Origin of the sequence: uncultured Polaribacter sp. (genome assembly GCF_947503855.1) — a bacterium.
In the GTDB taxonomy this organism is placed as follows: domain Bacteria; phylum Bacteroidota; class Bacteroidia; order Flavobacteriales; family Flavobacteriaceae; genus Polaribacter.
Genome location: NZ_CANNFF010000003.1, coordinates 215,341 through 240,246 on the forward strand (window position 1 = coordinate 215,341; position 24,906 = coordinate 240,246).

At 31.1% G+C, this 24,906-nt stretch carries 16 protein-coding genes; 4 read left to right on the plus strand and 12 right to left on the minus strand.

The features are described from left to right. Nucleotides 1-7: 7 nt before the first annotated feature. A complete protein-coding gene (locus Q0662_RS03970; protein ID WP_298947357.1) occupies nucleotides 8-1,309 on the minus strand; it encodes a c-type cytochrome in 1,302 nt (433 codons plus the stop codon). Nucleotides 1,310-1,614: 305 nt separating this feature from the next. On the opposite strand from Q0662_RS03970, the gene Q0662_RS03975 reads away from it, so the two are divergent. After that, nucleotides 1,615-1,902, plus strand: coding sequence for an SPOR domain-containing protein (locus tag Q0662_RS03975; protein ID WP_298947359.1), 288 nt, complete (start codon nucleotides 1,615-1,617; stop codon nucleotides 1,900-1,902). A gap of 93 nt (nucleotides 1,903-1,995) precedes the next feature. Here the strand turns inward: Q0662_RS03975 and infB are convergent, their stop codons facing one another. The 3 genes from infB to rimP all read right to left on the minus strand — a co-directional run bounded on the left by infB (nucleotide 1,996) and on the right by rimP (nucleotide 6,578). Further along, a complete protein-coding gene (infB, locus tag Q0662_RS03980; protein WP_298947361.1) occupies nucleotides 1,996-4,779 on the minus strand; it encodes a translation initiation factor IF-2 in 2,784 nt (927 codons plus the stop codon). 68 nt (nucleotides 4,780-4,847) lie between these two features. Further along, on the minus strand, nucleotides 4,848-6,104 hold the full coding sequence (gene nusA, locus Q0662_RS03985; RefSeq protein WP_298947363.1) for a transcription termination factor NusA: 1,257 nt from the start codon (nucleotides 6,102-6,104) through the stop codon (nucleotides 4,848-4,850). Between the two features lie 12 nt (nucleotides 6,105-6,116). After that, complete coding sequence (rimP, locus tag Q0662_RS03990) at nucleotides 6,117-6,578, minus strand: ribosome assembly cofactor RimP (protein WP_298947365.1); 462 nt, start codon at nucleotides 6,576-6,578, stop codon at nucleotides 6,117-6,119. 721 nt (nucleotides 6,579-7,299) lie between these two features. On the opposite strand from rimP, the gene Q0662_RS03995 reads away from it, so the two are divergent. Continuing rightward, nucleotides 7,300-8,271, plus strand: coding sequence for a chemotaxis protein CheB (locus Q0662_RS03995; protein ID WP_298947462.1), 972 nt, complete (start codon nucleotides 7,300-7,302; stop codon nucleotides 8,269-8,271). A 62-nt stretch (nucleotides 8,272-8,333) separates the two neighbouring features. Beyond that, nucleotides 8,334-9,212, plus strand: coding sequence for an IS982 family transposase (locus Q0662_RS04000; RefSeq protein WP_298947367.1), 879 nt, complete (start codon nucleotides 8,334-8,336; stop codon nucleotides 9,210-9,212). Nucleotides 9,213-9,288: 76 nt separating this feature from the next. Here the strand turns inward: Q0662_RS04000 and Q0662_RS04005 are convergent, their stop codons facing one another. Together Q0662_RS04005 and Q0662_RS04010 are read right to left on the minus strand one after the other, a co-directional pair. Beyond that, nucleotides 9,289-10,200, minus strand: coding sequence for an IS1595 family transposase (locus tag Q0662_RS04005; RefSeq protein ID WP_298947370.1), 912 nt, complete (start codon nucleotides 10,198-10,200; stop codon nucleotides 9,289-9,291). Between the two features lie 134 nt (nucleotides 10,201-10,334). After that, entirely contained in the window at nucleotides 10,335-12,053 is a 1,719-nt protein-coding gene (locus Q0662_RS04010) for a sulfatase-like hydrolase/transferase (protein WP_298947372.1), read from the minus strand. Nucleotides 12,054-12,238: 185 nt separating this feature from the next. Here Q0662_RS04010 and Q0662_RS04015 point away from each other — a divergent pair, with 185 nt between their 5' ends. Further along, nucleotides 12,239-13,123: a hypothetical protein gene (locus Q0662_RS04015; RefSeq protein WP_298947375.1), complete on the plus strand. Its 885-nt coding sequence runs from the start codon at nucleotides 12,239-12,241 to the stop codon at nucleotides 13,121-13,123. Nucleotides 13,124-13,127: 4 nt separating this feature from the next. On the opposite strand, the gene Q0662_RS04020 is transcribed toward Q0662_RS04015, so the two are convergent. The 6 genes from Q0662_RS04020 to Q0662_RS04045 form a co-directional block, all read right to left on the minus strand. Then, nucleotides 13,128-13,880, minus strand: coding sequence for a DUF1080 domain-containing protein (locus Q0662_RS04020; RefSeq protein ID WP_298947377.1), 753 nt, complete (start codon nucleotides 13,878-13,880; stop codon nucleotides 13,128-13,130). Nucleotides 13,881-13,884: 4 nt separating this feature from the next. After that, on the minus strand, nucleotides 13,885-15,474 hold the full coding sequence (locus Q0662_RS04025; RefSeq protein WP_298947379.1) for a sulfatase: 1,590 nt from the start codon (nucleotides 15,472-15,474) through the stop codon (nucleotides 13,885-13,887). A 24-nt stretch (nucleotides 15,475-15,498) separates the two neighbouring features. Then, the gene (locus Q0662_RS04030) at nucleotides 15,499-16,440 is read right to left on the minus strand and encodes a T9SS type A sorting domain-containing protein (protein ID WP_298947381.1); all 942 of its coding nucleotides are present in this window, start codon (nucleotides 16,438-16,440) and stop codon (nucleotides 15,499-15,501) included. A gap of 76 nt (nucleotides 16,441-16,516) precedes the next feature. Next, the gene (locus Q0662_RS04035; RefSeq protein WP_298947383.1) at nucleotides 16,517-19,351 is read right to left on the minus strand and encodes an alpha-L-rhamnosidase; all 2,835 of its coding nucleotides are present in this window, start codon (nucleotides 19,349-19,351) and stop codon (nucleotides 16,517-16,519) included. Nucleotides 19,352-19,463: 112 nt separating this feature from the next. Next, entirely contained in the window at nucleotides 19,464-22,316 is a 2,853-nt protein-coding gene (locus Q0662_RS04040) for a glycosyl hydrolase (protein ID WP_298947385.1), read from the minus strand. Between the two features lie 137 nt (nucleotides 22,317-22,453). Further along, nucleotides 22,454-24,883: an ABC transporter permease gene (locus tag Q0662_RS04045; RefSeq protein WP_298947387.1), complete on the minus strand. Its 2,430-nt coding sequence runs from the start codon at nucleotides 24,881-24,883 to the stop codon at nucleotides 22,454-22,456. Between the last annotated feature and the right edge of the window lie 23 nt (nucleotides 24,884-24,906).

Sequence of the window (24,906 nt, forward strand, 5' to 3'; positions counted from 1 at the left end):
TCTTTTATTAATAATGACATTTACCACATTCTAAACCACCTAGCTGCGAAATAGTAACTTTTTCTACTCCGTATTTTTTTGCTAGCTCATCATGAATTTTAGCGTAATAATCATTACTTTTTAAATCTACATTTGTTTCTCTATGACAGTCTATACACCAACCCATTGTTAATGGAGAGTATTGATACATCTCATCCATTTCTTCCACAGGTCCATGACATTTCTGACATTTAACACCTGCTACAGTTACGTGTTGTGCATGATTGTAGTATGCAAAATCTGGTAAGTTATGTATACGAATCCATTTTACTGGTTTTTCTTCACCCGTGTAAGCTAACTCATCCGGATCCCAGCCTGCAGCATCATATACTTTTGCAATTTCTTTATCTAATTGCTCTTTACCATAGATTTGACCATTCCACTCTATTTCTGTGCCTTCTGCTACTTCTGAAATTGCTTTATGACAGTTCATACAAACATTTACTGAAGGAATACCAGAATGCTTACTGTGTTTTGCTGAAGAGTGACAATATTGACAATCTACTTTATTTTCTCCTGCGTGTATCTTATGTGAAAATGCAATTGGCTGTATTGGTTGATATCCTTGATCTACACCAACAGTAAATAACATACCAAACACTACATAAGCACCAATTAATAGTAAAAATATTGTAGTTAATACTTTTAAGAACGTATTGTTTTTAACACCAACCCATAATTCTTGTAAATCTCTTCTTAGATTAGATTGTACTTCTGGTTTTTTAGTTCCTTTTAATTCGCTTACTTGTTTTAATAAACTAGCAATCATTAAAAAAGCTACAACTATTGCTGCGGCTAATAAATATACCAACCAGTCTGGTGCACCATTTTTTTCTAATACTTGATTTCCAACCATTACTTCTCCAGCTGCTGGTGCTTTTTTAATTTCACCTACAGTTGTATAGTATAAAATATCATCAATTTGAGCGTCATTTAATTGAGGAAAAGCATTCATAGCGGTTGCACTGTATTGTGCTGCTTCTGCTGCTTCTGCATTAACTTTTTGAAACTCTGCGTTGTTTTTAATCCAAGATTTTAACCAAGAATTTTCTCTACGCTCTTCTACACCACCCAAGGCAGGACCTACCAATTTCTTATCTAATTTATGACAAGAAGCACACAAGGATTTGAATAATTTTTTTCCAGCTTTTTGACGAGCTTCATCTACATCTTGAGAATAAGAAGATACGCTAAACGCAAAAAACAAAAGTATTGTAAGACTTTTAAGAAGTACTGAAGTTAGTCTACTCTGCAATGTTACACTTTTCATATGTACAAACTATAATTTTAGTATTGTGTATAATTTCGTTCAAAAAACATGATTCTGAACAGTCATACAAAAGTACTACATATTGCTAAATTCTGAAAAGCGAATAGAATGTTAAATATCAATTTATAATAATTCTAAATAAGATAATAACTCAATATATTCTATTACAAGTTGTTATTTTTGTAAAAAGATTTTTATAGATGAAAAACCTAAAATTTTTAACACTTTTTTTATTTTGCTTCTTTACTTTTACTTTAAGTCTAAGTGCTCAAAACAAGATAATTAGCAGCGATTCGATTAATAAATTGACAGAAGATTCTATTGATAAATTGATAGAAAAAAAGAGAAATTACAATAAAAAATTTGGTTTTGGTTATACAATTCAGGTATATTATGGCAATGAAAAAACCGCAAAAAGGACCTACACAAAGTTTGGTGTTTTATATCCAAAAATTCCTAAAAAGTTAGTTTACAACAATCCGTATTGGAAAGTACAGGTTGGAAGTTACAAAACAACATTAGAAGCTGATAGGGCAAATTTAATTTTTAGTAAAGAGTTTTCTGGAACTATTGTAATTCCTGTGGGAAAATAATTTAGCTTTCTGCTGATATAATTTAAAATATATAGCAATAAAAAAGCCGAAATTCATTACGAATTTCGGCTTTACTTTTATATTAAAATATATTTACTTTAATTTCTTTTTTACAGCTACTTCTTTATAAGCTTCTATAACATCACTTTCTTGAATGTCATTATAATTCTTAATTTGAAGACCACAGTCATATCCTTTAGCAACTTCTTTTACATCGTCTTTAAAACGTTTTAAAGAAGACAACACACCATCGTGCACAACAATACCATCTCTAATAATTCTAATTTGAGAATCTCTAAAGATTTTACCAGACATCACCATACATCCTGCAATATTACCAACTTTAGAGATTTTATATACTTCTCTAATTTCTACGTTACCTGTTACCTCTTCTTTCATTTCTGGAGACAACATACCTTCCATAGCATCTTTTAAGTCGTTTATTGCATCATAAATAATAGAATATGTTCTAATATCTACTTCCTCTCTATCAGCAACTATTCTTGCATTTCCTTGTGCCCTTACGTTAAAACCAACAATAATTGCATCTGATGCGGTTGCTAATAACACATCACTTTCTGTAATGGCACCAACACCTTTATGTAATATATTAACTTGAATTTCTTCTGTAGATAATTTTTGGAAAGAATCTGTTAATGCTTCTACAGAACCATCTACATCTCCTTTTAGGATGATGTTTAATTCTTTAAAGTCTCCTAATGCAATTCTACGCCCGATTTCATCTAAGGTTAATGTTTTTTGTGTTCTAACAGATTGTTCTCTTTGTAATTGAGAACGTTTAGAGGCAATTTGTTTTGCTTCTCTTTCATCATCAAATACATTGAATTTATCACCAGCTTGTGGTGCACCATCTAAACCTAAAATAGATACTGGTGTTGATGGACCTGCTTCTTTTAAATTATTTCCTTTATCATCAAACATGGCTTTTACTTTACCACTGTGTTTACCAGCTAATAAGTAATCTCCAATTTTTAGGGTTCCTGCTTGTACTAAGATAGTAGTTACATACCCTCTCCCTTTGTCTAATAATGCTTCTACTACTGCACCTACTGCATTTTTACCAGGGTTTGCTTTTAGTTCTAACACTTCGGCTTCTAGTAAAACTTTTTCTAACAAGTCTGGTATCCCTTCTCCTGTTTTTGCAGAAATATCTTGCGACTGAATATTACCACCCCACTCTTCTATCAATAAATTCATTGCAGAAAGTTGTGTTTTTACATTATCTGGATTCGCATTGGGTTTATCAATCTTGTTAATTGCAAAAATAATTGGTACTCCAGCGGCTTGTGCATGCGAAATTGCTTCTTTAGTTTGTGGCATTACATCATCATCTGCAGCCACCACAATAATTACTAAATCTGTTACTTGCGCTCCACGTGCTCTCATGGCTGTAAAGGCTTCGTGACCAGGTGTATCTAAAAAGGCAATTTTTTGATCGCCAACGTTTACAGAATAGGCTCCAATGTGTTGTGTTATACCTCCACTTTCGCCTTCTATTACATTTGCTTTTCTAATATAATCTAGTAAAGATGTTTTACCATGATCTACGTGACCCATTACGGTAATAATTGGTGCACGTGTAATTAAATCTTCTGGTTTATCTTCTACTTCTTCTATAGACTCTTCTACTTCTGCACCAACAAACTCTACTTTATGATTAAATTCTTCTGCAACAATTACTAATGTTTCTGCATCTAAACGCTGATTCATTGTTACCATCATACCTAAAGACATACATGCAGAAATAATATTGGTTACAGGAACCTCCATCATGGTTGCAACTTCACTAACCGTAACAAACTCTGTTACTTTTAGAATTTTATTGTCTAATGCTTGTGCTTCTAATTCTGCTTCTGTTTGTTCTCTGTGTGCTTCTCTTTTATTTCTTCTATATTTTGCTCCTTTACCTTTAGAAGATTTCCCTTGTAATTTTTCTAAGGTTTCTCTAACTTGTTTTTGGATTTCTGCTTCTGTTGGTTCTTCTTTTTTAACAGCAGGTCTAGTATTTCCTCTTCCTTTGAAGCCACCTCTATTAGAACCTCTACCACCTTGATTACCTCTTGCAGCGCCTCCTGTAGACCCAGGTTTACTAATACGCTTACGTTTTTTTCTTGGGTCTGATTTGGTGTCTTTTTTAGCTTCTGGCTTTTTCTTTTTAGGTTTTTCGAATTGTTTTAAATCGATTTTTTTACCTGTAAAGTTTGGACCATCTAACTTTTTGTACTGTGTTTTTATAGCTTCTGCATTTTCTGCAGTTACTTCTGAAGAGTTTTCTTCATTCGCAGCAGGCTTTGCATATGCTTTTTTTGAAGGTTCTTTTTTTGTAGACTCTTTTTCTATGTTAGAAATTTCTTTCTTCGCTTTTGGAGCTTCTACTTTAGGAGTTTCTTTTGCTGGCTCTTTTACTGCCCCTTTTGCAACAGGTGCTGCTTTAGTTTCTGCAACTTTTGGTGCTTCTTCTTTAACTTCTTCTGTTTTGGGTTCGGCTTTTTTACCTGCCTTCTCAATATCTATTTTACCAACAGTCTTTAACTCTAATTTTTCGGCTTTCGCTTTTAAAACTTCTTCTTTTTGGGCTTCTTCTATCCTTTTTCTCTCTTGCTTAGCTTCAAGTTCTGCACGAATTGCTTCTTTCTCTTTTCGTTTTTCCTCTCCAACTTCCTTAGAGGCTGCTTTTTTGCTAGCATCTGTTTGGAAACCATCTAGAAGAACTTGATAGATTTCACCAGAAATTTTAGTAGTAGGTCTAGATTCTATTTCATGACCTTTATCTGCTAAGTATTCTACTGCTCTATCAAGAGAAATGTTTAATTCTCTTAAAACTTTATTAAGCCTCGTTATTTTGCCTTCAGACATATGTTATTTTTTAGCCTTTAATTTTGTAAAAATATACTTTTTTACGATTTCTTTTTCAATTTTTAATACTACTCTTCGAATTCTTCTTTTAAAATTCTTTGAACATCTAAAATAGTTTCTTCTTCTAAATCGGTTCTTTTTACCAATTCTTCTACAGTAGTTTCTAACACACTTCTTGCAGTATCTAACCCTATGTTTTTAAATTCTGCAATAATCCAATCTTCAATTTCGTCTCTAAATTCTGTTAATTCTACATCTTCTTCTTCTAACCCTTCTCTTTTAACATCTATTTCGTAACCTGTTAACTCGCTAGCTAGACGAATATTAACACCACCTCTACCAATAGCTTTAGAAACTTCTTCTGGCTTTAAAAGTACATTTACACGACCTTTTTTACCATTTTTTTCTTCTTCGAACATTTCAATCTCCATTGAAGTTACTTTTGCAGGGCTTAAAGCTCTTGAGATGAATAATTGTTCGTTTTTTGTATAATTGATAACATCTATATTCTCATTACCAAGTTCTCTAACAATACCATGTATTCTAGATCCTTTAACACCTACACAAGCTCCAACTGGGTCGATTCTATCATCATAAGAATCTACAGCTACTTTTGCTTTTTCTCCTGGTATTCTTGCAACGCCTTCTACTGTAATTAAACCGTCGAAAACTTCTGGTATTTCTTGTTCAAATAATTTTGTTAAAAACAAGGGCGATGTTCTAGATAAAATAATGGCGGGTTTGTTACCTCTTAATTCTACGGTTTTTATTACACCTCTCACAGAGTCTCCTTTTCTAAAAAAGTCAGATCTTATTTGTTCACTTTTAGGCAATACAATTTCATTACCTTCATCATCTAACAAAATAATTGCATTATGACGAATGTGATGTACTTCTGCACTATATAAATCGCCTTCTAAATCTTTAAATTGCTTAAATATATTTGTACTATCGTGCTCGTAAATTTTAGAAATTAAGTTTTGGCGTAATGCTAAAATAGCTCTTCTTCCTAAATCTATTAACTTTACTTCTTCAGAAACGTCCTCGCCAATTTCAAAATCTGGCTCAATTTTTCTTGCTTCAGAAAGTTCTATTTCTTCGTTATCATCTTCAGAAAAACCATCTGCAACGACTACTCTGTTTCTCCAAATTTCTAAATCTCCTTTATCTGGATTTATAATAATATCAAAATTATCATCAGAACCAAACTTGCGTTTTAAGGCTGCTCTAAATACTTCTTCTAAAATAGACATAAGTGTTACTCTGTCTATACTTTTGTTATCTTTAAATTCTGAAAACGAATCAATTAATGCTATATTTTCCATTACATTTTTTGCTTAAAATACAATTTTCACTTTTGCTTCTTTAATATCTTTATACGCTATAGTTACTGTTTTTTCTACAGTAATTTTACCTTTACCTATTGGTTTTGGCTCTCTTGCTTTCCATTGTAAGATAATTTTATCTTGGTCTGCTTCTGCCAAAGTTCCTTCAAATTCTTGTTCTACAGTTTTTACTTTTAAAATTCTGCCAATATTTTTAATATACTGCCTTTTTTCTGTTAGTGGATGTGCAATATCTGGAGTGGTAACTTCTAGTGAAAAATCTTCTTCTTCTCGATCTAAGTTATGCTCTACATTTCTACTAATTCTAATACACTCGCTTAAAGGCACTCCATTATCACCATCTACAACCACTTGTATTTTGTTATTTACAGAGATAGAAAGCTCTATTAAAAACAACGATTTATTAAGCTCTAAAGCTTCATCTACTAAATCTTGTACCTTTTTCTTATCCATTTTAATTCTTAAAATAAAGTATAAAAAGAGGGGACTTTAAGTCCCCTTCTTTCTTCATTTACCATTATTTTCGGTGCAAATATACGAATTGTTTACGATTTACCAAAGCAAGTGCCATTCATTATTTTTTTGTATATTAATTTATGTTAGAAATCTTTATTTAAAATACTGCTGTTTGAAAAAAACTAATTGCTACAGATTTTTCTAAACCATTTGAATTTGCTGTAAAATAGCTACGTAAATTGCAAAGAACAATGACGTTATAATGAGTATGACGAAACAATATAACCTTTATAAAATGTTACCACTAAAAGAATATGCAGAAATTTAAAATATAAATATGGCTTTTAGAAACCATCAAAACAAAGAGATAGCTTAGAAAAATAAGGAAACAAACTGTATATTTACAGTAATTTAAAAATGTATTTTAGCCTTGATTTTAGAAAACCAAATAAAATACATCTTAATACGAATATAAAAAAATTGTTAAAAAAAATTATGTAAATTTTACTGAACTCAAGATTTAAACAAGAAGTAGTTTAAACTATTTTTCGCCTCCTAAAATGGCTTAAAAAAATCTTTTGAACTAGATAAATTACACCAAAAAAAAGGTATCCCTATAATAGTGTTATAAAAAACACTTGTATTACAGAAAGAATACGTAACTTTCTATAGCAAAATACTTTAATTTAATTAGTATGAAAAAACCCCAATAGTAGGTATAGGAGCTTCCGCCGGCGGTTTAAAAGAATTTGAAAATTTTTTTAAAAACATGCCAAGCACCCAAAAAATCGCTTTCGTAATTATTCAGCATTTATCACCAAACTACAAAAGTATTTTAGCAGAAATTGTGAAACGGTATACAAAAATGGATGTTTGCCAAATCAAAAACAATATGAGGGTTCAGGCTGGAAATGTATATATTATTCCTCCTAAAAATTTTGTGCTTTTAGAAAATAATAAACTTATCCTTAAAAAACTACCCGAAAAAAAAGGCATTAACTTACCTATCGATGTATTTTTCAAGTCGATGAAAAACAGTTTAGCTGAAAAGTCAGTAGCTGTAATACTTTCTGGCACCGGTTCTGATGGAACGCATGGCATAAAAGAAGTAAAAGAAGCAGGAGGACTAACAATTGTACAAGAACCTAATACTGCTGAATACGACGGAATGCCTTTAAGCGCAGTACATACCAAACTAATAGACTATATAATTCCTGTGGAGGAAATGCCCAATGTAATTTTAAATTATATTGAAAACGAATTTAAAGAACTCAAAAAAATAAGTTTTAATGAACAGTCGGAAACATTACTAACTAAAATTTTTAATATTGTAAAAGGCCAAACCGGAAACGATTTTAATGACTATAAGAGAAATACTATATTTCGGCGTATTGATAGACGACTGACAGTGAAAAAATTAAACAACCTCGAAGAATACGTAAAATTACTGGAAGATGATAGTACAGAGGTGAATACACTGTGCAAAGAATTTTTAATAAGTGTTACTAGCTTTTTTAGGGATAAAGACACTTTTGATTATATTCAAAAAAATATAATTCAGAAAGTCGTTTCAAATACCGAAAATAATAATCTTAGAATATGGGTGCCTGCTTGTGCCACTGGAGAAGAAGCCTATACATGGACTATTCTATTTAAAGATTATATTAACCCGTTGTGCATTATGATTTAAGAAAAAAAAGTTGTTCATATTACTGAAAATCAGTAAATTGATTTAACCACAAATCATTAAATATGAACAACTTAAATGCAAATTACGAAAGAATTTTGGAAGTATTAAGAAAAATATCAAAAGAACAGCTTTTAAGTTATCAAAGGCGTCAACCAAAATTTAGTGATTTAGAACTTATTAGTTTGAGTTTAACTGCTGAATTTATGGGAATTGATAGTGAAAATGACTTGTTTAGAAAACTTCCAAAACATATTTTATCAAAAATTGAACGCAGTGTTTACAATAGAAGACGAAGAAGACTCACTAATTCGCTGAATGATATTCGATTAAAATTAGCATCATCTTTCAATGAGTTTGAAAATTATTTTGTTGTAGATAGTATGCCTTTAGAAGTTTGTAAATTATCAAGGAGTTCCCGTTCAAAAATCTGTAAAGAAGATACTTATGCGTTTCCAGACAAGGGTTATTGTGCTGCGCAAGGTTCTAATTATTATGGTTATAAGCTACACGCTGTTTGCTCTGTAAATGGTGTTTTTCAAAGTATAGATTTGAGCCCAGCTTCGGTACATGATATCAATTATCTAAAAGACATTAAACTGCAAATAAGTGATTGTACATTAATTGGAGATAGAGGTTACTTATCATCAGAGATTCAACTTAACTTGTTTGAATCCTGCAATATAAAGTTAAATACACCAATGAGAAGTAATCAAAAAGAGTACAAAAAACAGCCTTATGTTTTTAGAAAAAAAAGAAAAAGGATAGAGACATTATTTTCTCAACTTTGCGATCAGTTTATGATAAGACGAAATTATGCAAAGACTTTTCAAGGGTTTAAAACTAGAATATTATCAAAAATTACAGCGTTAACAACGGTTCAGTACATCAATAAATTTATATTCGATAGGAATATTAATAATATTAAAATTAGCATTATTTAAAATGCACAACGGGTTATTACAGTATTAATTGTTTAAAAAATATTTTTTTATTAAAAAAAGTACTGTATATCCGTTATCACTCATAACCTGTAATATTAGCAATAACAACTCTTTCAAAGAGTCTGTCTCCAAAATAGCGTCTATTGAGTTTATAAACGAACTCATCTAGATATAGTTGTAGGTACTTTCCTTTGATTTTATGGTAGTTCCCTATCAGATTACGTTTTGCATTACTAATAAATATATGCACCCATTTTAAAGTTTCTTCGGTAGACTCTTTAGTAGACTTCTCAGTGACGTGTAATTCTATAAAATCGGCAATATTAACATAAGATGTGCTTTGATCTGAAAAGACTATGGTCTTATTATCTAGTTCTTCCTGTATAGTTTCGTTAATTTCATCTGCTAGATGTGTGTTCAATACTTTGGCTTTAAAATATCGTACTTGATTGCTTTTATTACCACTATCTACATCTTCTAGTGGTGTACTTTCTGCCATTACTGCAACATTTCTTTTACCAGCAGCACCACGACCTCTTTTAGCTTTGTTTTGTTCTACCTTACTAGATTCAACAGTAAAATAACCTTCATCAAATTCAATCATTCCTTCAAGAGTATAACGAGCATCTCTTTTGCCCATAGCTTTACGCAGTTTATGAACTAAAGACCATACAGGCTCATAGCGCTTTAAACCTAACTGGCGTTGCATCTCTTTTGCAGAAAAACCTTTTTTTGTTGCGCTCATCAAGAACATAGCTCTATACCAAATCAAAAAAGACAAATTAGAACCTTGCATAATTGTACCACTACATAGTGAAGTTCTACTACGACATGATTTACACTCATAACTCCATACACTCTTTATCAAATAATGCTGGTCGTGACCACATCTACGGCATTTTACTCCAATTTCATCACGCTCTTGTTTAAAATGAAGCCTACAAGCTTCTTCATCTCCAAAATGTGCACTAAATGTAAAAAGATTCATTTCCTATATACTTTACGTTCTTTTAAATATACAAAATTATGGGTGATTACGGACATTCAGAAAAAAGTTAATATTTTATGAAAAAATCAAAAAAAGGAATATATATTTTATTTATTGATAAAATTTAGTTGATTCTACTTTAACATAGTTATTTTAACTTTTACATCTTTACTTGGCTCATAGCCAATTCTATGTGCTTTAACTACTAGCATTTCTGTAGATTTTATCTTAAAAGGCCCAGAATAAACTGACCAACTCTTGGCTTTAGGGTTTGTTTTATAGCCTATAGAAGCTCCTTTTGTATCGCAACTAATTGCAATTTTACCATTTTTTATAACTGGTACTGGATTTGCTGTTTTGGGTTTTGTTTTTTTTCCATCCCAAAGTTTGGCTACCAATTCTTTTTCTGGCAAGTTAGGTACATCCCCAATTTCTGCAAGCCATCTATCCATTTCATTGCTTAATTCTGCTAATTTATCTTTATACTTAGGCTTTTCTGCTAAGTTATTCAGTTCAAAAGGATCATTTATACAATCGAATAATTCTTCTTTTGGCTTTTTATCTCTAAACCATTGCATCTGAACATCATTTAATTTACCCTTATCTTTTAACCTTATTAATTCTTGCATTGTCGGAATTTTTTCGCGGTACGTTATTGGCAAATAATATCCTTGCTCTGGCCTATAATTTCTAATATATTTAAATTGCTTGTCTTTTACAGCTCTAATTGCATCTGTAAAACCATCAAATCGATCTGCTGCTGCATGTATATAATTTCGTTGTTTTTTTGATTGATACTTTCCTAAAAAAGCTTGCCCTTGCATGTATGCTGGCGGTTTTTGATGCGTTAGAGAAAGTAATGTTGGTGCAAAATCTACAAAACTAACCAATTGATTAAATTTTGTTCCTGCTTGTATTTTTCCTGGAAAACGTACAATCATTGGGGTTTTTAAACCAGAATCATAAATCAGTCTTTTTTCTCTAGGCATTGGCCCTCCATGATCACCGTAAAACATAATTATAGTATTTTCTAGTAGCCCATCTTCTTCTAATTGTTTTAAAACCGCTCCAACTTGTCTGTCCATTTCTGCAATATTGTTGTATAATTTCCAAAGATCTCTTTGTACAATATCAGTATCTGGTAAATATGGAGGCACTTTAAATTTAGTGTCTTTTGGAATATGAACAGGAGTTTCTGCTTCTGTCATTCTATTTTTAGCATGAGATTTTCCTTTGTTTTTCCAATTGTACGATTTATCTCCAGCATGATAATGTCTTGTTTCAATTTCTCGAAATCCATAAGGTTCAAACAAACCAGATTCATGTGTTTCAGTAAAGTTAAATACAGCAAAAAATGGCTGGTCTTTATCTCTATTTCTCCAATGTGCATAAGGACTACTCTCATCCCAAGCAGTAACAGGAGGTTTAAATTGATAATCTGTTTTGTAATTATTAGTACAATAATACCCTTGTTTTCGAAGTAATTCACTAATCATTTTTACTTCTGGAGGAGGAACTGCCCCATATTTAGGCAATCCAGTTACCTCACTATAAGAAGTAGTACGCATGTGGTTTGCACCAATACTAGATGGATACATTCCAGTTGCAATTGCAGCTCTACTTGGGGCACAAACACCAGATGTAGAATATAAATTGGGATAAATTACACCTTCATTTGCTAATTTGCTTAAATGAGGAGTAACTATGGTAGAATCTCCAAAAGAAGGGATGTAATGTCCCATATCTTCTGTGACCAACCACAATATATTAGGTTTCTTAGGCGCTATTTTTTCTTGTTTACAACTGCTGACAAAAAGAATTATAACTAAAATTAAAAAAATATACTGTTTCATATTCGCTTTATTTATGATATTGTGAGTTATTGCAAAATATATATTAACTTAAACTTACGTATCTTGTACTGTACCGATTGTTAAGATAATGTTTATAAAAACACTTTCTCTGGCAGGATACCACAGGGTATCAAATTAGTTAAATCGTCTTATTTTTATTTTTGAATATCAAAACAAATAATCAAATGAAAAAAAATGTACTCGTTATATTTTTACTATTATTTTCTTTTTACCAAAGTATTTCGCAAACCATTAACCCTCCAAAAGGAAGAATAGCCATAGTTGCAGATGGAAACTCACCTGATCCAGATGATTTGGGAGGCACAGCAATTACTATTGCATTACTTAAAGCTGCTGGTTTAGAAGATAGATTGGTACATTATTCTCATAGTTGCGATTTGGTTAGAGATGATAGAATCTCTGAAAAAGCAGAAAAAGAACGTCATCATTTAATGCAAGTTGCTTGTGATATGACAGCAAGACGTTGGGATGCTTTTAATCACCTAACTTTTTTTGATGCAGTTTGGCAAAAAGAAGCAACCATTAACGATTTGTGTTGGGCAATAAATACTTCTACAAAAGAGAACCCTTTATGGATAATTGAAGCGGGTGAACCTGACATTATAGGAATGGCGTTACAAAAAACACCAAAAGAAAAACACAAATTTATAAAAGTGATTACGCATCATCCTGCAAATGATAATGCTGGTGATTTTTATACATGGCAACAGATCTTAGATTTTGGTATTGAGGAAGTGCGAATTCCAGATCAAAATATAAATTTAAAATTACCTATTTCAGACTGGGATTGGGCTAAAAATCACGCTGATTCTAGAATTCAACTACTATGGACGATTGGAAAATTAGCAGAAGTTGATAATGTTGTACGATTTCAAAAAGGAAAATGGGATTGTTCTGATGCTGGTATGATTTTATATTGGATTACTGGTGCTAACGTTAACAATGGTTTAAAAGCTGGAGGTCTTGAAGTGGTAAAAAAAATACTTTTATATTTTATAAAATTAAATCCTGAACCTAAAAGAGGCCCAAAAAGGAAAAAAAAGAAGTAAGTTGCTATTTTATTTTTTTTAGTAATATATTTTTGTACTCTACTTTCATTGGTGGGCCAACATGTACTTGCACACCAATAAAGCTTTTTTTACTTCTGTTTTTGGTATCTAAATCTGTAACATCACTCATTAAAACACCGTTAACAAAATGTTGCATACGATTACCATTTACAATGATATGCATGGTATTCCAATCCTCATTTTTTATAGATGTTTTTAATGTTTTTTTATCACCTAAAGTAGCCACAATAGTTCTTGTTTGCCAACAATTCCTTTTTACATTTTTTCTGATATTGGTTGGTGGAATACTATCTGGCATTGCTTCAATAATCACTTTCTCGCCAATATAGGCTAAAGTAGTTCGTTTTTTTTCTTCGTAGTTTTGACCAGTATATTTATTTTTCCCGTCAATATCTGACTGATACCCTCTTAAAGCAAATGGTTTATTTTTTATCTTTTCACTCCTATAATTGACTCCACTATTGCCTGATTTTGAAATTCTGTATTCTAATTTTAATTCAAAATTTTGAGGTTGTTCTTTTTCATAAATGATAAAAGAGTTTCTTTTTAGAATGGTTTCTGGAGTAACTTCTCCAATTAAAATACCATCTTTTACAGACCAATAGGTTTCATCTCCACTCCAACCTTCTTGGTTTTTTCCATTAAAAATAGATGTAAAATCATCTTTTTTTTGGTTCTGGCAAGAAAAAAAACAAAAGGTAATATTAAATATTACCAAGTAAATTATTTGTCTCATTTTTTTAGTCTTTAGTAATTTTACTTTTCCACCAATTCTCATTGGGTTTAAAATCTTTAGATAATACTTTTAACCTGTTTTTTTCTAAAGACTCTAACTTTTTAGTTTTGATGTTTATTAGTCTTTTTTGACGTTTAATACTATCAAATTCTATATCCTTTTTAGGATATTTTGCACCAACTTCATGTAACCAAGATCTTAGTTGATTGCTTAATTTTTGAGCAATTTTTGGATGTTTTGTAATTACGTTTAATTCGTCTTTTTCTGTAGAGGGTAATTTGAATAATTCCTCTCTATTATCTTCCCAATAATGTATTAATTTCCAGCCATTTTGTTGAATGATAGAAGAAGGTTCTCCTCCTTGATTGCCATAATGTGGATAATGCCAATATAATGGTCTCTCTAAATTGATGTGTTTACCTTCTAAAATAGGTTTTAAACTAATGCCATCTATATGTTGTTCTGGTTGTAAGGGAACACCTGCTAAATCTAATAACGTGGGATAAAAATCGGTATGAATTACAGGAAAATCTGATGCTAGTTCTTTTGTTTTCAACCAAGGTACTTTTATAAAAAAAGGTTCTCTAATACCACCTTCCCATTGATACCCTTTACCTCCTCTTAGAGGTAAATTACTGGTAGAATAATTATCGCCAGAAGCCACACCACCATTATCAGAGGTAAAAATTACAATGGTATTTTTATCTAAACCATTATCCTTTAACGCTTTTAAAACAATACCCACAGCATCATCCATCGTTTCAACTAAACCACCATAAATGGGATTATCTTGAACTTGCCTAATTGGTAAAACACGCTCCATTTTATAACCAGATTTTGCAACTCCCAAACTATCTGCTTTATCTCTATACTTTTTCCATTTGGTTTCTGTAGTTTGTATAGGCGCATGGACAGCATAAAAAGAAAGATATGCAAAAAATGGTTTCTCTTTATTTTGCTTTATAAAACTTGCTGTTTCATTAGCTAAACGTAAGGTTAAATTCTCTCCTTCTTTCTTATCTTTTAATTTTGGATTTCTAAAAGGCGCAAAAAATCCACCTGAAGGGCCACCTCTATGAAACCCTCCTTTGTTAATATCAAAACCATGGTCTTCTGGATACGAACCTTTATCTCCTAAATGCCATTTACCTGCAAAAAAAGTAGCATATCCTTTATTTTTAAATGCTTCAGCAATGGTTATATCTTGCTTTGGAAGAGCTCTTACATAATCTGCAGGTAGTAATTTGTCGTGTCTATTTCTTGTTCTCCAATCTTTACCAACTTTGGCACCAATCCAATCTGTGATTCCATGACGAGCTGTAAATTTACCTGTTAAAATACTTGCTCTTGAAGGGCTACAAACTCTACTTGAAGCATATCCATTTTTAAACCAAACAGATTGTTCTCCTAGTTTGTCTATATTTGGAGTTTCATAAAATGTGCTACCTGTAATACCTAAATCATGATAACCTAAATCATCAACCAAAATAAAAAGTACATTTGGTTTCTTTAGATTTAACTTATCTTTTTCTGAATTACAACTAGAAAAATATACTATAAATAATAATCCAAAAAAAAATACTATTTTCTTCAATGCTGAATTATTATTTGTGAAGAATTAAATTTTAATAATCTTTCTAACAAAATGATTTTTTTTGTCGTTGTTAGAGATAAAATATACACCTTTTTTTAAATTACTAATATCAATAGTTTGTGATGTTGATTTTACATTTATCTGACGAACTCTAGCTCCTAAAATATCAGTAATAATTAATTTTGAATTTTCTGGTAGATTTTTAATTTCTATTTTCCCATTTGTTGGGTTTGGATAAATACTAACCTCTTGCTTAATAATATTGTTTGTAGATAACGAAGCATCATAACATGTAGATTCTGGATTTGATAAATTAAAAGCAACACTATCTGAAACCGTACTTCTTTTTAATACCATTTTATCTATAAATAAATAAGACGATCTTGCGTCTACTGTAATAGTATATTCTTTTGCTTCAAAAACAACCCAAACTCTATGTGCAACATGATCGTTTGTATTGGTTACAAAACCATAATCTAAACGATTCCCAAAAGCTTTTATAAAATTCTGAGTAGAAGTTCCTGCTGCACAAGTTAATTCATTACTTGAATTACAATAAGGTTTTGGATATACTTTTGCACCATTTTTAATTCCATAAAAATCTTCTCCATCTATTTTTAACCAAGCATCATTGTGTTCTCCTTTACTAGTACCTTTACCAACTCTCATTCTCCAAGCAAACCTGTATGTTCCTGGATTATTTATTTTAATTTTATAAGTAATTGGCGCACCAGAAAGTTTACTAAAAGATTCAGCACCTGTCCAATGCAAATACGTTACTTCTTCACCTTCAAAAGTTTCTGTAGCAATTTTCCACCTATCATCATTTATAATTCCAGATTCCATTTCTATAGTTATAACACCATTTTTTTCTTCAAATGGTAATGATCCATCACAACTAGCGGTTTGCGAGAATATTTGTATTGTAACGACTGATAATATAAAAAGTAAAACTTTATTTTTCACTACTTTATTTTTATGATTAATACAAAATTAATTGAACTTTAATTACAAAGTATCCTGTTGTGTATTGAATTTATTTTTATGATTTTTTATATTCAATTTTATACTTTCCAGAACCTAAAACTACTTCATCTTTATCATCAAAAGAAGCATCGTTTATTTTTAAACTTTCAAATTCTTTTTTGTTTAAAATGATTTTAGCCTTTGTATTAAAAGGTACTTCAAGATTCATTGTTAAAAGACCACTTTCTGATCTCCAACTATTTTTAATATCCCCATAAGGTGAAGGCACAGAAACAGTTGTATTGATAACTTGACTAGGAAATTCTGGATTTACCGTAAACATTTTAAAGCCTGGAGCTTCCATAGAAGATTTAATTCCTCCTAAAGACTCAAAGAAATATGCAGCAAAACCACTGTGCATAGGGTGATTTAAAGAGTTGCTTGGTCCTTCCATTTTTTCCCAAATAAACTGACGTTCTGGCCATGTGGTAAACCCTGAATTCATTACATAAGTCTGACTAGGAAAATCTGGTGTAGTTAAAATTTGATAGGCCAAATCTGCTTTACCATACTTAGACAAAACTGTGTAAATGTATCTATTACCATGAATCCCTGTATTATGATGACCTCCTCGAACTTCTACAATATTATAAGCTAATCCATTAACAACAGTTTCTATTTCCTCTTCTGGAACCATACCAAATTGTAAAGCTTGTACAGTTGCTGTTTGACTCTGATACCATTTGTGTTTTGTATTTGGAATATTAACTAAAAACTCTTTATTGAATGCTGTTTTTAACGCTTCTTTTTCTTGTTTCATTTTTGCTTCATAAGCAGCATCATTATTCATTTTTGCAAAAGTTTCCATTACGCCTAAAACATCATAAAAATATGCATTTGCAGAAATAATTGGGTCACATTCCATAGCACTTGGATTCTTTCTTCTATCCCAAAGTGGTGGACACCAATCTCCCATTCCGTCTTGCATAATGCCGTTTTCTCCTTTAAAATTGAGGTAAAAATCGGTTAAACCTTTCATTGGTTCGTAATACTCTTTTACGATTTCATCATCACCATAAAACTTATAATTGTACCAAGGCAAATACATGGTTGCAACTCCCCAATCTATTTTTGCATAAGTTGATGTTCTTTTACCAGGAGCAATCATTGTAGGTACTTGAAACTTCAATTCTGGATTGTTATGTCCTATTGTTGGCCTCATTTGTGTTTTGATGTCTTCCATATATTTTTTATAGAAATCGTACATGTCATAATTATACAACGCATATTCGCAAAACGCATGTGCATCACCTAACCAACCACATTTTTCTCTGTGTGGACAATCTTCTGGAATACCATGTACATTGTCTACAATTGTCCATTTACTAATGCTATGCATTTTATTTAGCAATTCATCAGAAGATGTAAAATTTCCTGTTTCTTGAATATCTGTAGCTACCAAAACAGCTTTAATCATATCAGCATCTGGTTTTCTAGAAATTCCTGTAATTTTTGCATATCGAAAACCATGGTAACTAAATTTAGGTTCCCAAGATTCAACACCTTCTCCTTTACAAATGTACTTGTATATTTGAGCCATTCCGTTTGCTCCACCTCCTGTAGATCCTTTAAAAATATCTTTTCCATTTGTTAACAAGGCTTCTGTAGTAACAACTTCTATTAATTGCCCTTCTTTTTCTTTAACATTTAGTTTTACCCAACCCGCAATATTTTGACCAAAATCTACAATCCAGTTACCATCTGACCCTTTAAAAACTTTTTGCGGTTCAAACTCTTTTAATTTTTTAATTGGTGGAATTTGACTTGCACTTATTTTTTTAACATTAGGTGATGTTACTTTTGCATTACCCCATTTTGCATCATCATAGCCAACAGTATTCCAGTTACCCAATTCATAACGTGCATCGTATGTATCACCTCCGTAAATATTATTAAAAACAATTGGTCCTGTAGCTTCTTTCCAGTTTTCATCTGTATAAAAATCTGCTGATGTACCATCTGAGTAATTTAATTTTACCAAACAACGCACTGTTGGTTTCCCGTAAGAAACTCCTTTTTTATTCGATTCTGGATCTCTACTCCAAGAAATATTTTGTCCGTAAAATCCGTTTCCTAATATAATTCCGAAAGCATTTTTCCCAGATTTTACTTGTTCTGTAATATCATAATTTACATAATATGCTTGCTTATCGTAGTTAGACGGTGCTGGGTCTAAGACATGGTCACCCACCTTATCTCCATTTAAATACAACTCGTAATACCCTAAACCACAAATATAAACTTGTGCATTTTCTACTTCTTTATCAAGCTCTAATTCATTTCTAAAATAACTAGCAGCAAAACCGTTTACCTTTTTTGCTGGCTGATTTCTCATTCTACCTGTTTTGTAATCTCTATATTGATAAGGCGAAGTTCTGGTGTCTTTATTTAAAGTAATCCATTTGGAATTTGCCCAGTTTTTAGAATTCATTAAACCCATTGTAAATTCTTGAACATCTGACCAGTTCGAAGATGAACCTTTTTCATCCCAAATTTTTACTTTCCAAAAATACGTTTGTAAAGCTTCTAAATCTTTTCCTTGATATTTAACAAATGTAGATTTGTTACTTGCTACTTTATCAGAATTCCAAATATCAGCATCGCTATCATTTAATTTTTCTTTAGATGATGCTACTAAAATATGAAAAGCAGATTGTGACTTATTGTATTCTTCTACATTTATAACCCAAGAAAACAAAGGCTGTTTACTTTCTATTGCTGAAGGGTTATGCTTTGTGTTTACTGATAAATTCTCAAAAGACATTGGTGTTTTTGAGATATAAACCTGTTTACAGGATACACAGAAAATAGCTAAAAGAACTATTGAAAAAAGAGATTGTTTGTTGATCATTAGATAAATCTTAAATTTATTTATTTTGTTATGATTCTATGAAAAAATAAAATTATTTGAATTTATTTAAATCGTTGTCCTGTACAGTCATGTTACTAATTTTAATTGAATATTAATATCTAACTAATATAACAGGCCCTTCCATTCCTGTAGAAACTTTGTCTTTATAATTTCTAGTCCATCTGTTTGTTAATGGATTATCTAGAGATTTGCAATAATTAGCTAACACAGTAGTGTATTTAATTTCTAATTTATTTTCTCCTTGTTCTAAATAATCTGCAATAGCATAAACCGCTTCTCCATACCAACGTTTGCCTACTTTTTTTCCATTTACATATAATTCTGTAACTCCTCCGTTTACATTTCCTAAATCTAAATGTGTATAATTAACGTTGTTATTTAAAGTAATTTTATAACTGATTTCTCCACCAAATGAACTCTGGTTTTTATCCTCAGATTTACTAAAATCAATCAATTCATTCATTTGCCAAGTAAGTATTTTGCCATCTACTCTTTTTCCTGTAACATTCCAAATTCCAGTAATTGCTTTAGATTTTTCAACTTTAGTTGGATTCATCATCGGAGTTTCTATTGGTTTTTCATTTTCAAAAACCAACAATAAAGACTCTAATGCTTTAAGTGAAATAGATAATTCATTGGTGTTTTTAGCATAATAGAATGGTTTTCTTTCTCCTGTTTCTGGGTTCCACACATAAGGATATTTATGATTTACAGGAAATTTAGCATTAAAGTTTGCACTGGTAAACCTATGTACATTTGTAAAAAAATATAGGTCTTTATCTTTAGTATATTGATGAATTTGATATACTTTTTTAGTAGGATTATCGATAATTACATCTGGAGTAACTTCAGATTTTTTAAGCAAGTTCTCTGTCCAAGTATATAATTGCGCTAACGAATTTGGTTGTTTTATTTGAATGATAGAGTTCGGTTTCTCTGCCAAAATCTTCTCTATAATTTCTTTTACACGGCTGTCATTCTTATCAAAATCTTTAAAATGTAATGACTGTTTAGGCAATTTATCTATTACCACAACTTTACCTCCAGAGTCAACAAATTTTTGAATTGAAAGAGCTGTTTCTGGATGAATAGATTTTAGACTAGCCAAAATCAACAATTTATAGCTCATATTTCCAAAAGAGATTTCACCATTTTCTATGGTTGCTTCTGTTAAAACTTTTTGATTGATATATTCGCAAGAATACCCTAACTGACTAATGGGTTCCCACATTTTATATAAATACTTTGGTTCTAAATGGAAAGGTGCTCTTGCCAAACCTTTGTCTCCCCATAAATCGGCAGTAGGTCCAAGAATAGCTATAGATTTATCGGCTTGAGAATTTTGAAATACCGCTGATAATCTTGCATTGTAATCTACCCAATTATATAGATGTTTCCACCAGGTATTTTGCTCACTAAAATAAGCTCCATAACGTATCCAACCTGGAAATGGCTCTTCTTTTGGAGAATAATTGTAACCGTGTAAAATAGAATGATTGATACCTGTGATAAAATTCATATCATCATGTTGCTTAATTTCTTCTAGAGTTGTTTTAAAAACACCTCTTGTATTGGTCATAACCTCAGAACTTACAATATTTTTATTTGTTAAATGACCTCCAGCAGAAGCATACATATTCCAAGTCATATACCCATGACTTTGATTCCATTGCCATAAAGAATCTTTCATTGCCGCAGAATAAATCCAATTGTTACTTTCTGGAATGTCTGGTATCATATACCCATCTAACATACCCATTAAAAATGGCGTCCCATAAGCTTGGTATCTACAAAGTACTCCGTTTGCTTCACAAAAATCTTTATATGTTTTTGTAAAATTTTCTAAAAACACTTCTACCAGCAGTCTATTGTAATCGTATCGAACTCTTTTTAATTTATTTTTAAAGTCTACTGAAAAATTCTTTGAATAATTATCATCAGTATAACTACCTGTTGAAGCATAAAAAATAAAAGGTATCCATTTTGCCAATTTATAACCATAGGTTTTAAAAAAGATTGATTGAAAACCATCTGTCCAATTTGCACCAGAAACCTCAATACTATCACAAAAAATAGCTCTAATTAATTGATTTAATGGAATACCAGAACGTTCCGATATTTTCTTTAACCTATTTAAATACGCTAAAGTCATTTCTTTTTTATAATGATCCATAACAGGACCTGCCCCTCCTGGAGCACCCAAAGTAACATCTCTAAAATTTTGCTGAATTAGCGAATAGCTTAAATAATATTCTCCTGAGTTTTCAATTATATAGTTTAGTTTCCTATTCTTATCTAAATGATCTAAAAGATTTATTACTTGATCTTTATCATTACAATTTTTAGGAATCAAAGCAAGACCAGCTAACCTATAAGTTGTTCTTTTACTTACATGCCTTTGAGCTCTAGTTTTTCCAAACTTTTTTTTATATAAACTAATTAAATGCTCTTCATCAACTTTAATAATATCCTTAGAACGATACTCAATGTAGTCTGACACCATTCGCTGACTCGTTTCTTCATCTTTTAAAAACTCTCCTCCAAATGGCCAACCTGTTCCAGCAATTATATCTGTAATCATACCCAAATCTTTGGCTTTTTTAGCTGCATGAACTACCATATCAACCCATTCATCACTCATCCAAACCAAAGATTTTTCGCTTTTATTAAAAGCAACTGGCATAGCAATTGGGTTTATTTCTACTCCACCAAATCCAACATTTTTTAGAGATTCTAATTGCCTATCAATTTCTACAGATTTAATTTTATTACCATTCCACCACCAACGAACAAAAGGCCTAGCTTCTGCAGGAGGATTTTGAAATTTGCTGAATAAATCTTGAGATAGCGTTTTCTCAGTAAATTTATTATCACAGGATAGTAAAAAAAGTGATATTATAAAGAAAACAACACCAGTTGTTTTTAATAAGTTAAGCAGCCTCATAAATAAAAGAATTTAGTTTAAAAACTAACCTTTAAGAATTAGTTTCTACTTAAAACAGATGAAATTTATAACCTTTAAATATGAAAAACGTCCTGTACTATCATGTGTTTTTAAAATACTACTTTAACTATTTCATGTCATTCATTTTGCAATACTCCAGACAAAGTCATTTGGTACGCTCTTAAAGCCACAAGATGAATTACTAAAAAAACGATTATAAAAAGCACAATAACAGGAACTAAAAACATCCAAATATGCAACTCTATGCTATTAATATAGGTTTTTAAAAACCAATTTTGATAACCATACCAAGCTAAAGGAATGGCAATTATTATAGCTGTAATAATCTGTGAAGCAACTTCTTTGGCTAGTAATTTAGAGACATCCATTAATTCTGAGCCGAGGACTTTTCTAACACCTATTTCTTTCATACGTTGGCTAATAGTGATTAATATTAAGCCCACAATACCAATTACGGCAATTATAATGGCAAGTATTGAAAATAAACTAAAGACAAATAAGAACGTTCGGTCTGATTTCAAGGTATTACTTATCTTATTTTCTAGAGACAAATAATCGAAAGGTTGTTCTGGGAAATAGTTCTCATAAATGGTTTTTAACTTTTGAAGAATTTCGGTGGTATTATTACTAGCTACTTTTAATGTTAAAAAGGCTTTGTGACTATCGGTAAGTCGTAATACCGTTGGTACTGGTTCGTTTTTGATGGATTGATAATAAAAATCGTCAACAATGCCTATAATTTTAAACTCTTCATTTCTACCAGTTACAACAAAGTTATTAATAGCTTCTTCTGGTGTTTTATAACCAACACGTTCCATAGCTTTTACATTCATAATAATACTCTTGGTTCCAGTTTCCTTTTCGCCTTTCCTAAATAGTCTTCCTGCAAGTAGTTTTATATTGTAAAATTCTAGAAATTGGTCATCTATAGAGAGTTGGAAAAAAGAATTTGTGTCTGTTTTGTCGTACCCCTTTCTTCTACAACTAAACCAATGTTGAATTTCTTGACCAGGAATATCAGATGAAAAAGTAAACCCTTTTACTTCAGGAATTTGAGTTAATTCATCTTTCATTAAAAGAATTTTATTTTGTAATTCACTCTGTTTTTCTCCTGTTTTGGGCGCTTTAATTACTATACTTTGAGCATAATTAATACCCATATCTTTTTCCATTAAAAACGTAGCTTGCTTGTATGCTATAAGTGTACCGCAAAGCAATACAACTGAAATTACAAATTGCAGAGTAACTAATAGCTTTCTAAAAAAGACTCCTTCGCGTTTGTTTTTAAATTTCCCTTTTAAAACAGTTACAGGTTTATAGGATTGTAATATAACAGCAGGATAAATACAGGAAATTATAATACCTAAAACAAAAATTACTATAAATGTACCTAAGAATTTAGAGTGCTCAAATAAATTAAAATCGCCTATTTGAGTAATGGTTTTAAACCAAGGATTTAAAGCATAAAATAATACAATAGTTATGGCTAAGCAAAGTATGTTAAAAAGGAAAGCTTCACTTAAAAACTGAGTTATTAAATTCATTTTTGAGGCTCCATTAATTTTTTTAACACCTACCTCGTTGGCTCTTTCTATAGAGCGTGCTGTAGTTAGGTTTATAAAATTAATCCAAGCTATAATTAAAAGAAAAATAGAAAATCCAAAAAGAATACTTATAATTTTTCCATTAACAGGAGGCTCCGATTCATATTCTATATTAGAAGTTAAATGAATATCCTGCAACGGTTGTAAATAGTATGTATCTCTTTTGCCTTGCGAATCTAGACGCTTTTTATAATTAGCAGCTATCATTTCAGGAAGACCTTCTTTCTCTAGCTTTTTATAATCGCTATTTGGTTTTAGTTGTATAAAAGTACTGCCATAATCATAAGTCCAACTTGTTCTAATTCTAGGACGTTGTTTGTAAATGGTTTCCATAGAAAACAAAAAATCGGATTTTACAATCGAATTTTTTGGCATCTTTTTATAAACAGCAGTTATCATGTAATCTTCATTACCATTTACTTTTATTGTTTTACCTAACGGACGTTCTTCTCCAAAATAACGCTCTGCTGCGAGGTGTGATATTGCTACTGTATTTGGCGCTTTTAAAGGGTCTTTTTCACCTTGCAATAATGGAATTGTAAATACTTCAAATATAGAAGAGGTTGCATAGTATGTTTTATCTTCAGAATAAATAATTTTGCTTCCAGCTACATTGTTATAGCTTATGGTTATTTCATTTTTTGGAGTTATCCTCGCATGATTTACAACATCGCTATAATGTTCTTTTAACCATTTTCCGGTTGGTGGAAATGAATTGGCTGTTTTCCATAACACTTCGTTATTTTGATAACGATTGTAAGCAACACGATAAATATCTTTGGCATTTTCGTGGTGGCTATCGTAGCTTCTTTGGTAATACACATACTCTAAAATAAACAAGGCACTTAGTATACCTATAATTAAACCTACTGCATTAATTATAGAAATAAGTTTATCTCTTTTTAAATTACGATAGAAAATATTTAGTTTGATAAAGTTCATTTTTATCTAGTTATTTAGTTAAT

Bases quoted from the DNA above. Each gene is read 5' to 3' on its own strand.
- Q0662_RS04015 (WP_298947375.1), top strand. From the start codon at position 12,239: ATGAAAAAAAATGTACTCGTTATATTTTTACTATTATTTTCTTTTTAC.
- Q0662_RS04040 (WP_298947385.1), bottom strand. From the start codon at position 22,316: ATGAGGCTGCTTAACTTATTAAAAACAACTGGTGTTGTTTTCTTTATA.
- Q0662_RS03970 (WP_298947357.1), bottom strand. From the start codon at position 1,309: ATGAAAAGTGTAACATTGCAGAGTAGACTAACTTCAGTACTTCTTAAA.
- Q0662_RS04000 (WP_298947367.1), top strand. From the start codon at position 8,334: ATGAACAACTTAAATGCAAATTACGAAAGAATTTTGGAAGTATTAAGA.
- rimP (WP_298947365.1), bottom strand. From the start codon at position 6,578: ATGGATAAGAAAAAGGTACAAGATTTAGTAGATGAAGCTTTAGAGCTT.
- Q0662_RS04005 (WP_298947370.1), bottom strand. From the start codon at position 10,200: ATGAATCTTTTTACATTTAGTGCACATTTTGGAGATGAAGAAGCTTGT.
- infB (WP_298947361.1), bottom strand. From the start codon at position 4,779: ATGTCTGAAGGCAAAATAACGAGGCTTAATAAAGTTTTAAGAGAATTA.
- Q0662_RS04035 (WP_298947383.1), bottom strand. From the start codon at position 19,351: ATGATCAACAAACAATCTCTTTTTTCAATAGTTCTTTTAGCTATTTTC.
- Q0662_RS04020 (WP_298947377.1), bottom strand. From the start codon at position 13,880: ATGAGACAAATAATTTACTTGGTAATATTTAATATTACCTTTTGTTTT.
- nusA (WP_298947363.1), bottom strand. From the start codon at position 6,104: ATGGAAAATATAGCATTAATTGATTCGTTTTCAGAATTTAAAGATAAC.
- Q0662_RS04010 (WP_298947372.1), bottom strand. From the start codon at position 12,053: ATGAAACAGTATATTTTTTTAATTTTAGTTATAATTCTTTTTGTCAGC.
- Q0662_RS04045 (WP_298947387.1), bottom strand. From the start codon at position 24,883: ATGAACTTTATCAAACTAAATATTTTCTATCGTAATTTAAAAAGAGAT.